The organism is Streptomyces sp. NPDC056580 (assembly GCF_042793175.1).
GTDB lineage: Bacteria > Actinomycetota > Actinomycetes > Streptomycetales > Streptomycetaceae > Streptomyces.
Genome location: NZ_JBHTVE010000030.1, coordinates 1 through 13578, shown reverse-complemented (window position 1 = coordinate 13578; position 13578 = coordinate 1). Strand labels below are relative to the sequence as shown.

The following is a 13578-nucleotide window of genomic DNA, read 5'->3' as shown; positions in this document are numbered from 1 at the left end:
AACCTTGATGCGAAGCAGCGGCAGCGGCAAGAGCGGCGGGCGCGGTAACTACCGCGGTGCCGGCAACGACAGGGACCAGAAGCAGGGGCAGGACCGTCCCCGCAAGCCCCGCCCCGAGGAGCGCCGCTACGACGTGGGCCCCGGCGCCTCCCAGGACGGCCCCAAGTCCGGGCGCGGCGGTGCCGCCCGTGGCGGCGCCAAGGGCGGCCCGAAGAGGCCCCAGCAGGGCGGCCGTAGCGCCCCCGCGCGGTCGCGCGAGTACGAGACGCGGGTCGAGGAGCGCAACCGGGAGCGGTACGCGGGCGAGAAGGACGTCAAGCTGCCCAAGACCTTCCCCGGCGCCGAGCAGGAGGGCGAGCGGCTGCAGAAGGTGCTCGCGCGCGCGGGCTACGGCTCCCGCCGCGCCTGCGAGGAGCTGATCGAGCAGGCCCGGGTCGAGATCAACGGCGAGATCGTGCTGGAGCAGGGCCGCCGGGTGGACCCCGAGAAGGACGAGGTCAAGGTCGACGGCCTCACCGTCGCCACGCAGTCCTACCAGTTCTTCTCGCTGAACAAGCCCGCCGGTGTCGTGTCCACCATGGAGGACCCGGAGGGCCGCCAGTGCCTCGGTGACTACGTCACCAACCGCGAGACCCGGCTCTTCCACGTCGGCCGGCTCGACACCGAGACCGAGGGCGTCATCCTGCTCACCAACCACGGCGAGCTGGCGCACCGGCTGACCCACCCGAAGTACGGCGTGAAGAAGACGTACCTCGCCGCCATCGTCGGGCCCATCCCGCGCGACCTGGGCAAGCGCCTGAAGGACGGCATCCAGCTCGAGGACGGCTACGCGCGCGCGGACCACTTCCGGGTGGTCGAGCAGACCGGCAAGAACTACCTGGTCGAGGTGACCCTGCACGAGGGCCGCAAGCACATCGTGCGCCGCATGCTCGCCGAGGCCGGCTTCCCGGTCGAGAAGCTGGTGCGCACCTCCTTCGGTCCGATCACCCTGGGCGACCAGAAGTCGGGCTGGCTGCGCCGCCTGTCCAACACCGAGGTCGGCATGCTGATGAAGGAGGTCGACCTCTAAAGAGGTTGTGCTCCCGGACACCCCCTTTTATAGTCGCAGTGACTATAAAAGGGGGTGTCCGTGCTGCAGGGCTACGACAAGCACGCCTACGAGCCTTTCGCCGTCACCGTCGACCTCGCCGTCCTGACCGTCCGCGAGGGCGCCCTGCACGTGCTGCTGGTCCAGCGCGGGCAGGAGCCGTACGCAGGTCACTGGGCGCTGCCCGGCGGCTTCCTGCTGCCGGACGAGTCGGCGGAGACGGCGGCCCGGCGCGAACTCGCCGAGGAGACCGGCCTGGTGGACGTCTCCGGGCTGGACCTGGAACAGCTGCGCACCTACAGCGAGCCGGACCGCGACCCCCGGATGCGGGTCGTCTCCGTGGCGTTCACCGCGCTGCTGCCCGAACCTCCCGAACCCCGCGGCGGCGGCGACGCGGCCCAGGCCCGCTGGCTGCCGTACCGCTCGGTGGGGCCGCTCGCCTTCGACCACGACCGCATCCTCGCCGACGCCCACGAACGCGTCGGCGACCGGCTGGAGAACACCCGCGCCGCCACCGCCTTCTGCCCGCCCGAGTTCACCCTCGGTGAGCTGCAGCAAGTCTACGAGACGGTGTGGGGCACCGCCCTCGACCGGCCCAACTTCCGCCGCAAGGTGCTCGCCACCCCCGGCTTCGTCCAACCCGTCCCCGGCGCCGCCCGGCTCACCGGGGGCCGCGGCAAGCCCGCCGCTCTCTACCGCGCCGGCCCCGCCACCGTCCTGCACCCGCCCCTGCTCCGGCCGTCCCGGGAAGGAAGCCCCGCATGACCACCACCCGACCGGGAAAACGCGCCGCCACCGGCTCCCTCGTGGGCCTCGCCCTCGGGGACGCCCTCGGCTTCCCGACCGAGTTCAAGACCGTGCCGCTCATCCTCTCGGTGTTCGGGCCCTGGCGGGAGATGGAGCTGTCACGGCGCGCCCGCGTCTCCGACGACACCCAGATGACCCTCGCCGTCGGCCGCGGGCTCCAGGCGGCCCTGGAACACGGGGAGCCGGCGCCGCGGCGGCTGGAGCGGACGCTGCGCGAGGAGTTCGTGGCCTGGTACCAGTCGCCGGACAACGACCGCGCCCCGGGCAACACCTGCCTGACCGCCTGCGGCCTGCTGAAGGAGGAGGGCCGCGCCTGGCAGGACGCCAGCCAGGCCGGCTCCAAGGGCTGCGGCGCCAACATGCGCGTCGCCCCCGTCGGACTCGTCCCCGGCCTGACCGGCGAACAGCGCGCCGGCGCTGCCCAGTTGCAGTCCGCGCTCACCCACGGACACCCCACCGCCCTGGCCGCCTCCGACCTGACCGCCCACGCCGTGCACCTGCTCGCCCGCGGCACCGACCCGGCCGGACTCGTCGGACGGCTCCGCAGCTACGCCTACGACAACCGCACCCGCTACCACCACACCTGGCTCGGCGACCTGTGGACCCGCTCCGAGGACCGCACCCCCGAACAGTTCATCGCGCGCGGCTGGGACGAGTGCCTGGACGTGCTCGGGCGGCTCCAGGAGGCGGTGCGCACCGCCTCCCCGGAGACCGACCCCTGCCTGGCCACCGGTGAGGGCTGGATCGCCGAGGAGGCCCTCGCCACCGGGCTGCTGTGCTTCCTGCTCTTCCCGGACCGGCCCGTCACCGCGCTGCGCAGGGCCGCCTGCTCCTCGGGCGACTCGGACTCGATCGCCTGCCTCACCGGGGCCTTCGCGGGCGCCTGGCTGGGCGCGGAAGCCTGGCCCGCCGACTGGGCCGGCCGGATCGAGTACCGGGGCGATCTGTCGGCACTGGGAGCGCTCTGGGACGCTTAGGCCCATGATCGACGACCTCGACATGGACCTGACGCCCGTGATCGCCGAACAGCCCCACCCCCTGCTGTTCACGACCGTCTCCGGAGCCCACCTGTACGGGTTCCCCTCCCAGGACTCCGACCTGGACCTGCGCGGCGCCCACCTGCTGCCCGCGGCGGACCTGGTCGGGCTGCGCGAGCCGGAGGAGACGCGGTCGCGGACGTGGGTGCGGTTCGGTGTCGAGATGGACCTCGTCACCCACGACGTGCGCAAGTTCGCCCGGCTGATGCTCCGGCGCAACGGCTATGTGCTGGAGCAGCTCCTGTCGCCCCTGGTGGCGCACACCTCCGAGGCGCACCGGGAACTGGCCGCGCTCGCGCCGGGCGTCCTCACCGGCCACCACGCCCACCACTACCGCGGGTTCGCGGTGACCCAGTGGCGGCTGTTCGACAAGACCGGCGAACTCAAGCCGCTGCTCTACACGTTCCGCGTACTGCTCACCGGCATCCACCTGATGCGCAGCGGCGAGGTGCAGGCCCACCTGCCCACCCTGCTGGAGCAGGTCGACGCGCCCGCCTACCTGCCCGAGCTGATCGCGGCCAAGGCCGAGCGCGAGCACGGCACCGCCGACGTCGACCACGCGCGCGTGGAGGCCGACGTGGAGCGGCTGCACGCGGTGCTCGACGAGGCGCAGGCCGCCTCAGCCCTGCCCGACGCGCCCAGCGCGCACGACGCCCTGCACGACTTCGTCGTACGCGTCCGCCTGGCGGGCTGAGGCGCGGCGCGCCCGGAACAGGAAGCCGGCCACGCGCGCGTGGTCCGGCTCCGGCGGCAGCGGGGTGCCGCGCAGGGCCCGCTCGGTCTCCGCCGCCAGCCGGGCCATGCGCGCCTCGACCTCAGGCCAGGGGACCTCGCCCCGCTTCACCGCCAGCAGCGGCTCCCGCTCGTCCCCGGCGCCGATCCGCAGCTCCCCGGTGCGCAGCAGGTCCCGGGCGCTCGTCAGCAGACGCAGCAGGTGCATGGCGTGCTTCCAGCGCGGGGCGCCCGTCGTGCGGATGCCGGCGTCGAGCTTCCTGCGCTGGCCCAGGGCGTAGCCGGTGAAGGTGTCGTACACCCGCCGGGACAGGAAGGCGCCGCGCAGGGCGAGCAGTTCGCGGCCGGTGTCGTCCACGTGTTCCACCAGCGGGGAGTGCAGGCACTCCAGGATGTTGGGGTTGCCGCGCAGCGCCAGCTCGCAGAACCGCTCCAGCTCCCAGGAGAAGCGTTCCTCGCCCGGCCCCTCCACGTGCGCCGGCGGCTTGTCGAAGTGCCAGTACAGGGGAGTGGGAGCGAGGAAGACACCCCGCCGGTCGGTGTCGCTGGCCTCGGTGGCCAGACCGAAGGCCCGCGAACCCATGACGCAGGCGTAGATCGTGTGGTCGCGTACCAGGTCCTCGGGCTGCATTCCCGGAGCGTACGCGGGCCGCTCACGCCAGGCGGATCGAATTTCCCTCCACCTTGATGGTCTCGGCGGGCAGCGGCCGGGTCGCCGGGCCGTGCACCACCGAGCCGTCGGTGATGCCGAACCTGCTGCCGTGGCAGGGGCAGTCGATGGTGCCGTCGGCCACCTTGCTCACCGTGCAGCCCTCGTGTGTGCAGATCGCCGAGAAGGCCTTGAAGTCGCCCTTCGACGGCTGGGTGACCACGACCTTCTGCTCCGCGAAGATTCTGCCGCCGCCCTCCGGGATGTCGCTCGTGCTCGCCAGCGCCCGGCCGCTGGGCGACGGGGAGGATCCCGCCGAACCGCCGCCGCCCCCGCAGCCGGTGGCGAGCGCCGCCGCGCCCGTCGCGAGAACCGTGCGCCGCGTCGTGCTGTAGGTCATGTCGTCACTCCGCACATCGGATGGAGGAAAAGCAACATTTTCGACATCTTCGCACCAAAGCCGCCCCCGTCGAGGGAGGAGGCGGGAGGGCGGACACGCCCGTCACCGGGTCGGCCCCGCGTCTCAGCGGGCGGGCGCCGCGCGCCCGGCGGCCCGGCCCTGACTAGGCTGGAGGGCCAGCAACGAAAACGCACGTCAGCGAGGAGCAGCGCCGTGGCGGTACGAGCGGTCCGGGGGGCCGTCCAACTGGAGCGGGACGAGGCCGGTCACATGGACGAGCAGGTCGGAGCGCTGCTCACCGAGGTCCTCGAGCGCAACCGGCTCACCGCTGACGACCTGATCAGCATCTGGTTCACGGCCACCCCCGACCTGCACAGCGACTTCCCGGCCGCCGCCGCCCGCAAGCTCGGGATCGTCGACGTCCCCCTGATCTGCGCGCAGGAACTGGACGTCGAGGGCGCCATGCCACGGGTCGTCCGCGTGCTCGCGCACATAGAGTCGGACCTGCCCCGCGCCCGGATCGCCCACGTCTACCTCGGCGCCGCCGCCGCCCTGCGCAAGGACATCGCCCAGTGAGAACCGCACTCGTCATCGGCACCGGGCTCATCGGCACCTCCGCCGCGCTCGCCCTGACCCAGCGGGGCGTCGTCGTCCACCTCGCCGACCACGACCCCGAGCAGGCCCGCACGGCGGCCGCGCTGGGCGCGGGCACCGACCAGGCCCCGGACGGCCCGGTGGACCTCGCCGTCGTGGCCGCACCGCCCGCACACGTGGCCGGCGTCCTCGCGGACGCCATGACCCGCGGCGCCGCCCGCGGCTACGTCGACGTGGCCAGCGTCAAGGGCGGCCCGCGCCGCGAGCTGGAGGGGCGGGGCCTCGACCTGTCCGCCTACATCGGCACCCACCCCATGTCGGGCCGGGAGAAGTCGGGCCCGCTGGCGGCCACCGCGGACCTCTTCGAGGGCCGCCCCTGGGTGCTCACCCCGACCCGCGACACCGACACCGAGGTCCTCAACCTCGCGCTGGAGCTGGTCTCGCACTGCCGGGCGGTGCCGGTCGTGATGGACGCCGACGCCCACGACCGGGCCGTCGCCCTCGTCTCCCACATGCCCCACCTGGTCTCCAGCCTGGTCGCGGCCCGCCTGCAGCACGCCGAGGAGGCGGCCGTGCGGCTGTGCGGGCAGGGCATCCGGGACGTCACCCGGATCGCCGCGTCCGACCCCGGGATGTGGATCGACATCCTCTCCGCCAACCCCGGCCCGGTCGCCGACCTGCTCGCCGACGTCTCCGCCGACCTGGAGGAGACCGTCCGCGCCCTGCGCGCCCTGCAGTCCTCCGACGAGGAGAAGCGCCGCGAGGGCGGCACGGGCATCGAGGATGTGCTGCGCCGCGGCAACGCGGGCCAGGTGCGGGTACCCGGCAAGCACGGCAGCGCGCCGCGCCGGTACGAGACCGTCGTCGTCCTCATCGACGACCAGCCCGGCCAGCTCGCCCGCATCTTCGCGGACGCGGGCCGGGCCGGGGTCAACGTCGAGGACGTCCGGATCGAGCACGCGACGGGGCAGCAGGCCGGTCTCGTCCAGCTCATGGTCGAGCCCAACGCTGCGCCGATGCTGAAGGAGGCGCTGCGGGAGCGGGGCTGGGCGCTGCGGCAGTAGGCGGGCGGGCGTCCGCCGGGGTCACCCGAACCCAGTAACCTTGTGCGGGGCGCCCTCGCGCTCCGGCCCCCCGCCCCCGCACCGCACCAGGAAGGTGTCACCCGTGGAAAACGGCGCCCCGACCGCCAAGCCCGTCGTCGTCGCGATCGACGGCCCCTCCGGCACGGGCAAGTCGAGCACGTCGAAGGCCGTGGCCGCCAAGCTCGGCCTGAGCTACCTCGACACCGGCGCCCAGTACCGGGCCATCACCTGGTGGATGGTGACCAACGGCATCGACCTGGAGGACCCGACCGCCATCGCCGCCGTCGCGGGCAAGCCGGAGATCGTCTCCGGCACCGACCCGTCCGCCCCGGCCATCACGGTCGACGGCGTCGACGTCGCCGCCCCGATCCGCACGCAGGAGGTCACCTCCAAGGTCAGCGCGGTCAGCGCGGTGCCCGAGGTGCGCACCCGGATCACCGAGCTGCAGCGCTCGCTGGCGGCCGGCGCCGAGCACGGCATCGTGGTCGAGGGCCGGGACATCGGCACCACCGTGCTGCCGGACGCGGACCTGAAGATCTTCCTCACCGCCTCCCCTGAGGCCCGCGCGGCCCGCCGCAGCGGCGAGCTGAAGGGCGCCGACGTCCACGCCACCCGCGAGGCCCTGATCAAGCGGGACGCGGCCGACTCCAGCCGCAAGACCTCCCCGCTCGCCAAGGCGGCCGACGCTGTCGAGGTGGACACCACCGAGCTCACCCTCACCCAGGTCATCGAGTGCGTCGTCACCCTGGTCGAGGAGAAGCGGGCCGGGAAGTGAGCCTTCCGTCGGAGCGGGGCGCCGAGGTCGGGCGGCGCATCGGCGTCGGCCTGATGCACGGGCTGTGGCGGCCGCGTGTGCTCGGCGCCTGGAAGCTGCCCGCGAGCGGCCCGGCGATCCTCGCCGTGAACCACTCGCACAACATCGACGGCCCGATGGTCATGGGCGTCTCGCCCCGGCCGACGCACTTCCTGATCAAGAAGGAGGCGTTCGTCGGCCCGCTGAACCCCTTCCTGACCGGCATCGGCCAGCTCAAGGTGGACCGCACCGCCGCCGACCGCGCCGCCATCACCCGGGCCCTCGGCGTGCTGGAGGCCGGGGGAGTGCTGGGCATCTTCCCGGAGGGCACCCGGGGCGAGGGCGACTTCGCCTCGCTGCGGGCCGGGCTGGCCTACTTCGCCGTGCGCAGCGGTGCGCCGATCGTGCCCGTGGCCGTCCTGGGAAGTTCCGGGCGGCCCGGCAGGTTGATAAAGCAACTGCCACCGCTGCGCTCCCGCGTCGACGTCGTCTTCGGCGACCCGTTCGACGCGGGCGACGGGTCCGGGCGGCGTACGCGCAGGGCGCTGGACGAGGCCACCGAGCGCATCCAGAAGCAGCTCACCAGCCACCTGGAAAACGCAAGGCGCCTCACCGGGCGCTGAGCGACACTTGAGTAGTGGATCAGCCCACCAGGGCCGCTCCACCGATCACCACGATGAACGACGAGGTACGGACTTCATGAACGACCAGACCCAGCCCGGCGACTCGGCTGAGCACGAGTACGACCACGGGGCTCTCGGCGACGCCGAGTACGCGGAGTTCATGGAGCTCGCCGCGGAAGAGGGCTTCGACATCGAGGACGTCGAGGGCGCCATCGAGGCGGCGGGCCACGGCCCGCTGCCCGTGCTCGCCGTCGTCGGCCGTCCCAATGTCGGCAAGTCGACCCTGGTGAACCGGATCATCGGCCGCCGTGAGGCCGTGGTCGAGGACAAGCCCGGCGTCACCCGCGACCGCGTGACCTACGAGGCCGAGTGGGCGGGGCGCCGCTTCAAGGTCGTCGACACCGGCGGCTGGGAGCAGGACGTCCTCGGCATCGACGCCTCCGTGGCCGCGCAGGCCGAGTACGCGATCGAGGCCGCCGACGCGGTCGTCTTCGTCGTGGACGCCAAGGTCGGCGCCACCGACACCGACGAGGCGGTCGTACGGCTGCTGCGCAAGGCCGGCAAGCCCGTCGTGCTGGCCGCCAACAAGGTCGACGGCCCGAGCGGCGAGGCCGACGCCACCTACCTCTGGTCCCTGGGCCTCGGTGAGCCGCACCCCGTCTCGGCCCTGCACGGGCGCGGCACCGGCGACATGCTGGACGCCGTCCTCGAGGCACTGCCCGAGGCGCCCGAGCAGACCTTCGGCGCCGTGGTCGGCGGCCCGCGCCGCATCGCCCTCATCGGCCGCCCGAACGTCGGCAAGTCCTCCCTGCTGAACAAGGTGGCGGGCGAGGAGCGCGTCGTCGTCAACGAGCTGGCCGGCACCACCCGCGACCCGGTCGACGAGCTCATCGAGCTGGGCGGGGTGACCTGGAAGTTCGTCGACACCGCGGGCATCCGCAAGCGTGTCCACCTCCAGCAGGGCGCCGACTACTACGCCTCGCTGCGCACCGCGGCCGCCGTCGAGAAGGCGGAGGTGGCCGTCATCCTGATCGACGCCTCGGAGAACATCTCGGTCCAGGACCAGCGCATCGTCACCATGGCGGTGGAGGCGGGCCGCGCGGTCGTCCTGGCCTTCAACAAGTGGGACACCCTGGACGAGGAGCGCCGCTACTACCTGGAGCGGGAGATCGAGACCGAGCTGGGCCAGGTCGCCTGGGCGCCCCGGGTCAACGTCTCGGCCCGTACCGGCCGGCACATGGAGAAGCTCGTCCCGGCGATCGAGACCGCCCTCGCCGGCTGGGAGACCCGGGTGCCCACCGGCCGGCTGAACGCCTTCCTCGGCGAGCTGGTCTCGGCCCACCCGCACCCGGTGCGGGGCGGCAAGCAGCCGCGCATCCTGTTCGGCACCCAGGCCGGCACCAAGCCGCCGCGGTTCGTCCTGTTCGCCTCGGGCTTCATCGAGGCGGGCTACCGGCGCTTCATCGAGCGCAGGCTGCGCGAGGAGTTCGGCTTCGAGGGCACTCCGCTGCACATCTCCGTGCGGGTGCGCGAGAAGCGCGGCAAGAAGAAGTGACCTGCCCCCTCGCGGCATGACGAAGGGCGGCCCTCCCGTGGGAACGGGGGCCGCCCTTCGTCATGCCTCAGGCGCCGCGCCGCGGGGCGGGCGGCAGCCCCGCCGGGACGTGGTGCATCCCGGTGTCCTGCTGCCGGCCCAGCGTGCCGACCCGCTGCCACTGCGGCTGCTGCTGGCCGCCGCTCTGCCGTGCGCTGTACGCCCCCGCGCTGTAGGCGCTGTAGGAGGTCATGCGGTACGAGCCGGTGCTGTGCGGGGTGGTGCCGAAGGCGGTGAACCCCAGCTCCTCCTCACCACTGCGGTCACCCGGCAGCGTGCGGAAGGCCTTGACCCACTCCGCGTAGAGCGAGTCGTAGATCGGCGTGGCCGATGAGGCGACCGGACTCTCCCCCGACCGGGCGGACGGGACGGAGGCGAAGGCGGGCCGGCGGGGAGGAGGGGTGTCATATGCGTGCACGTATGTCCAAACGACCGGAACCCCGAAGGGATGCGGTCGGACGACTCGGGCGTGCTCCCGGCCCGCGGGAACGCCTCTCAGGTGCCGGCGAGCGGCAGCGCGGCCGCCACCAGCTTGCCGCTCGCCGCGGCCCGGTCGAGGGAGTCGCGCAGCAGGTCCTCCCGGGGCTGCCGGCCGATGGAGCCCACCGGCGCCGCGAACATCAGCACCTGCTGGTGCTTGTTGGCGGCGGCCCGCCAGCTGTCCGTCACCTGCAGCGGCTGGTGCGCCTGCCACCAGGCGACCGGCTGACCGCCGCCCACGCCCGGCTGGAGCACCGCGTGCAGCTGGCCCATCGCCAGCAGCACCGACCAGCCGTGCAGCACCGGCGGGACCGACGTCAGCTCCATCACCGGCATGAAGCCCTGCTCGATGAGCAGCGGCAGGAAGTCGTCGCCGGAGCCGTAGGAGCCGGGGCGCACGATGGGCGCCGTCGGTTCGACGACGAGGGCGGGGTGCAACTCGCCCTCGATCAGGACCAGTCCGCTGGTCACACCGAGCACGGCCTGCTCCGGCACGGACCGCTGCGGCTCGCCGTCCACGGCCGGACGGCCCCCGATGGACCGGACGGCGCCCTGCAACTGCTCCTCGGTGACCTGGACGACCTGCGAGGGCAGGCAGCCGGCGTGGGCGAAGGCGAGGACGGCCGTCTCGTCGCCGACGAACAGAACGGTGCTGGTGCGCTCCTGCTCGGAGTCGCCCGGGGTGCGGCAGGAGGTGCAGTCGTAACTGCCCGGGGCGTTGTCTCCGGCGAGCAGCCGGTCGGCTTCTTCGTCGCCGATCTCGGCGCGTACTGCGTCACTGACGTCGAGCATGCGCGGCACGGTGGCTCCCTCGGGATGCGGTGCTGGGTCGGCCGGGTGGCTCCCGGCCGATGAGCCCCGGGGTTCCGGGCTCATGAAGAAGACAACGGGCGTCCTGTGGTGGGGGTCACGCCCCCGGGACAACGGAATCGAACCATCCACCGCGCAGGGTCACGGCCGGTGCGGAACCGGACACTCACCGTCAAGTGCGCGCCGCGTCAAGGAACTTGAACGGGTGAAGTGGGTCACAGATCGGCCGAGCGGGTGGCCGAAAAATCGTGAAATCAACGTATGAATGGGCTGGCCGAAAATCGCCGATACCCGAGGTAACGGCGAACTGGCCTGGAAGGACGGCGAGTTGGTTGAAACCGTCCGCCCGTTCTCTCTACATTCCTCCGCCGTGTGCAACGAGCACCGCTCGGGTACGTCCGCCGGCCGGCCAGGCAGAGCACCAACGCCGCACCGGCCGCGGCGGACGGGGCGGGCGCGAGGAACCGCGGTCCTGCGCGGGGAGGCGCGCTCCGCCCGGGGGAGCCCGGGTTCGTGGAGAGGGAATCACATGTCCGAGTGTGCCGATACCACCCGCAACACCGCCCGTCCCGAAGGCGCCCGCAAGGGCCGTGCGACGGCCGCCCTGGCCGGAGCCGCGCTGCTGGCCCCGCTGGGCCTCCTGGCCGCCACCGGCAACGCGGCCGCGGCCGACAACGGGGTGTGGGACCGCATCGCCCAGTGCGAGAGCGGCGGCAACTGGCACATCAACACCGGCAACGGCTACTACGGCGGGCTCCAGTTCTCCGCCGGCACCTGGCGCGCGTACGGCGGCGCCGCCTACGCCCCGACGGCCGACCAGGCCTCCCGGGGCGCGCAGATCGCCGTCGCCACCAAGGTCCAGCAGGCCCAGGGCTGGGGCGCCTGGCCGGTCTGCTCGGGCCGGGCCGGCGCCTCCGGAACCGCGCCCGCGGCCGCTCCGGCCGCCGGCACCGCGAGCGGCGCGACGACGAAGTCCGCGCCCGCGCCGAAACCCGAGCGCACGGCGGCCCGCACCGAAGGCCACGCGGCCCGCGGCGGCTACACCGTCCGCGAGGGCGACACCCTGAGCGCCATCGCCGCCCGGCACGGCACCACCTGGCAGCGGATCTACGCCGCCAACCGGAACGTCATCGGCGACGACCCGAACCTGATCGTGCCCGGCCGGCGCCTGGCACTCTGAGCCGCCCGCGCACGCGCAGCCGCTGTCCCGTCGAGGACAGCGGCTGTCCGCATCGTCCGGCAGACTCGGCCCCATGTTGGAGACCTCGGCACGGCTGCTGCGCCTGCTCTCGCTGCTCCAGTCCCACCGCGAGTGGTCCGGCGCCGAACTCGCCGACCGGCTCGGCGTCACCCCGCGCACGGTCCGCCGGGACGTCGACCGGCTGCGCGAGCTGGGCTACCCGGTCAACGCCAGCCCCGGCACCGGCGGCGGCTACCAGCTCGGCGCGGGCGCCGAACTGCCCCCGCTGCTGCTGGACGACGACGAGGCCGTCGCCGTGGCCGTCGGCCTGCGCACCGTCGCCGGGCAGGGCATCGAGGGCATCGGCGAGACCTCCGTGCGCGCCCTCGCCAAGCTGGAGCAGGTGCTGCCAGGCCGGCTGCGCCGCCGGGTGGGCGCGCTCAACGCCTTCACCGTGCCGATGCTGCGCGGCGGTCCGCCGGCCTCCCCGGTCGACCCGGCGCTGCTCACCGAGATCGCCCACCTGTGCCGGGACGCCGAGCGGCTGCGCTTCGAGTACCGCACGCACGACGGCGCCGCGAGCCGGCGCACCGTGGAACCGCACCGGCTGGTGTGCACCGAGCGCCGCTGGTACCTGGTCGCCTGGGACGTGGACCGGTCGGACTGGCGTACCTTCCGCGTCGACCGCATCACCCCCAGGCCGCCGCACGGCCCCCGCTTCACCCCGCGCGAACCGCCCGCCGTCGACCTGGCCGGGTATGTGTCCGAAGGCGTCTCCACGCGCGCGTACGCCGAGCGGTCCGCGGTCCGGCTGCTGGTACCGCTGCACGAGGCCGCCGAGCGGATCTCGCCGTCCGCCGGGACGCTGGAGGCCGACGGCCCCGACGCCTGCGTCCTGCGCAGCGGCGCGCCAAGCCTGGACGTGATGGTGATTCACATCATGATGACCGGCTTCCCGTTCGAGATCCTGGAGCCCGTCGAGCTGACCGAGTCGGTCAGGAGGATCCGCGACCGGCTCGACGGCGTCCTGGCCCGGTCGGCGCGGACGCACGCCGGTGACCCGCCGAATCCCTGAAATTCCCTGTGGTGTCGGCCCACCCGGCGCCGCGGCGGATTCGGCGCGGAAACGCGCCGCGGACCCGGCCCGACGGGTGCCGCGGCGCGTTTCCGCCGGCCAATTCGGCGGGGTCCTCCGACGCGCGGAAATTGTGTTCGAATACCCCGGCGAACGAGTCGGAAACCCCCGATCGTGTGAAGGAGTTCAAGAAAGAGCGGCGCCCGGAACCTGTGACAGAAGCGTGACAGGAGAGGGGCCGGAGCGGGCCGCCGCCGCGGCTTCCGTCGCCGCCCGATGCGGCCTAGCGTGGCCGCATGGCACCGATTCCCACTCCGCCAGCGGAGCCCCAGGACAGTCCGGACGGGTACGTCGGCCTCGAAGCGCCGGACGCCGAGCGGCTCGCCCGGCAGCGCGGATGGTCGGCGGTACGGTCGCTGCCGCCGGGCGCGATCATCACCATGGAGTACCGGGTGGGCCGGCTCAACTTCGAGGTGCGGGACGGCCGGGTGACCCGCGCCTGGAAGGGCTGAGCACGCCGAAGGCCCCGCTTCCCTTCTTCCGTTCTAGTGGTCGTCGCAACACCCCAGTTCAGGGGATGCGATGGACTTCGAGATCCGGAAGAGCCGCAAGGAGCAAGGGCCCCGCAAGCT

The 13578-nt window shown here is 73.2% G+C and carries 16 protein-coding genes; 12 read left to right on the top strand and 4 right to left on the bottom strand.

Going from position 1 to position 13578, the window contains the following annotated elements:
- Window positions 1-7: 7 nt before the first annotated feature.
- The 4 genes from ACFQ9Z_RS37555 to ACFQ9Z_RS37540 are packed head-to-tail and all read left to right on the top strand — an operon-like array spanning window position 8 to window position 3625.
- Window positions 8-1069 (top strand): pseudouridine synthase, encoded by a 1062-nt coding sequence (locus ACFQ9Z_RS37555; protein ID WP_383030838.1) that lies wholly within the window; start codon window positions 8-10, stop codon window positions 1067-1069.
- Between the two features lie 54 nt (window positions 1070-1123).
- Window positions 1124-1852 carry an NUDIX domain-containing protein gene (locus tag ACFQ9Z_RS37550; protein ID WP_383030836.1) on the top strand — a complete coding sequence of 243 codons (729 nt, stop codon included), beginning with the start codon at window positions 1124-1126 and terminating at the stop codon, window positions 1850-1852.
- Window positions 1849-2871 carry an ADP-ribosylglycohydrolase family protein gene (locus tag ACFQ9Z_RS37545; RefSeq protein ID WP_383030834.1) on the top strand — a complete coding sequence of 341 codons (1023 nt, stop codon included), beginning with the start codon at window positions 1849-1851 and terminating at the stop codon, window positions 2869-2871. Before ACFQ9Z_RS37550 ends, ACFQ9Z_RS37545 begins: the two co-directional genes overlap by 4 nt.
- A gap of 4 nt (window positions 2872-2875) precedes the next feature.
- Window positions 2876-3625, top strand: coding sequence for a DNA polymerase beta superfamily protein (locus ACFQ9Z_RS37540; protein WP_383030831.1), 750 nt, complete (start codon window positions 2876-2878; stop codon window positions 3623-3625).
- Here ACFQ9Z_RS37540 and ACFQ9Z_RS37535 read toward each other — a convergent pair.
- Both ACFQ9Z_RS37535 and ACFQ9Z_RS37530 read right to left on the bottom strand, forming a co-directional pair.
- The gene (locus ACFQ9Z_RS37535) at window positions 3551-4294 is read right to left on the bottom strand and encodes a DNA polymerase beta superfamily protein (RefSeq protein WP_383030828.1); all 744 of its coding nucleotides are present in this window, start codon (window positions 4292-4294) and stop codon (window positions 3551-3553) included. The two genes, ACFQ9Z_RS37540 and ACFQ9Z_RS37535, sit on opposite strands and share 75 nt — an antisense overlap.
- Window positions 4295-4316: 22 nt before the next feature.
- Window positions 4317-4712, bottom strand: coding sequence for a Rieske (2Fe-2S) protein (locus tag ACFQ9Z_RS37530; RefSeq protein ID WP_383030826.1), 396 nt, complete (start codon window positions 4710-4712; stop codon window positions 4317-4319).
- A gap of 213 nt (window positions 4713-4925) precedes the next feature.
- Between ACFQ9Z_RS37530 and aroH the strand changes: the two genes are divergently transcribed.
- From aroH to der, 5 genes are all read left to right on the top strand, one after another.
- Window positions 4926-5288 (top strand): chorismate mutase, encoded by a 363-nt coding sequence (aroH, locus tag ACFQ9Z_RS37525; protein ID WP_360670301.1) that lies wholly within the window; start codon window positions 4926-4928, stop codon window positions 5286-5288.
- Window positions 5285-6370: a prephenate dehydrogenase gene (locus ACFQ9Z_RS37520; protein ID WP_383030823.1), complete on the top strand. Its 1086-nt coding sequence runs from the start codon at window positions 5285-5287 to the stop codon at window positions 6368-6370. The genes aroH and ACFQ9Z_RS37520 overlap by 4 nt, the downstream gene beginning before the upstream one ends.
- Before the next feature lie 103 nt (window positions 6371-6473).
- Entirely contained in the window at window positions 6474-7166 is a 693-nt protein-coding gene (gene cmk / locus ACFQ9Z_RS37515) for a (d)CMP kinase (protein WP_383030820.1), read from the top strand.
- A 53-nt stretch (window positions 7167-7219) separates the two neighbouring features.
- Entirely contained in the window at window positions 7220-7807 is a 588-nt protein-coding gene (locus tag ACFQ9Z_RS37510; RefSeq protein WP_383030889.1) for a lysophospholipid acyltransferase family protein, read from the top strand.
- Between the two features lie 76 nt (window positions 7808-7883).
- A complete protein-coding gene (der, locus tag ACFQ9Z_RS37505; RefSeq protein WP_383030818.1) occupies window positions 7884-9362 on the top strand; it encodes a ribosome biogenesis GTPase Der in 1479 nt (492 codons plus the stop codon).
- 67 nt (window positions 9363-9429) lie between these two features.
- Here the strand turns inward: der and ACFQ9Z_RS37500 are convergent, their stop codons facing one another.
- Entirely contained in the window at window positions 9430-9819 is a 390-nt protein-coding gene (locus ACFQ9Z_RS37500) for a hypothetical protein (RefSeq protein WP_383030815.1), read from the bottom strand.
- Window positions 9820-9896: 77 nt separating this feature from the next.
- Window positions 9897-10682: a hypothetical protein gene (locus ACFQ9Z_RS37495; RefSeq protein WP_383030812.1), complete on the bottom strand. Its 786-nt coding sequence runs from the start codon at window positions 10680-10682 to the stop codon at window positions 9897-9899.
- A 538-nt stretch (window positions 10683-11220) separates the two neighbouring features.
- On the opposite strand from ACFQ9Z_RS37495, the gene ACFQ9Z_RS37490 reads away from it, so the two are divergent.
- The 3 genes from ACFQ9Z_RS37490 to ACFQ9Z_RS37480 all read left to right on the top strand — a co-directional run bounded on the left by ACFQ9Z_RS37490 (window position 11221) and on the right by ACFQ9Z_RS37480 (window position 13458).
- Window positions 11221-11871 (top strand): transglycosylase family protein, encoded by a 651-nt coding sequence (locus ACFQ9Z_RS37490; protein ID WP_383030809.1) that lies wholly within the window; start codon window positions 11221-11223, stop codon window positions 11869-11871.
- 73 nt (window positions 11872-11944) lie between these two features.
- Window positions 11945-12946 carry a helix-turn-helix transcriptional regulator gene (locus ACFQ9Z_RS37485; RefSeq protein ID WP_383030807.1) on the top strand — a complete coding sequence of 334 codons (1002 nt, stop codon included), beginning with the start codon at window positions 11945-11947 and terminating at the stop codon, window positions 12944-12946.
- Window positions 12947-13242: 296 nt separating this feature from the next.
- Complete coding sequence (locus tag ACFQ9Z_RS37480) at window positions 13243-13458, top strand: I78 family peptidase inhibitor (RefSeq protein ID WP_383030804.1); 216 nt, start codon at window positions 13243-13245, stop codon at window positions 13456-13458.
- Window positions 13459-13578: the final 120 nt, after the last annotated feature.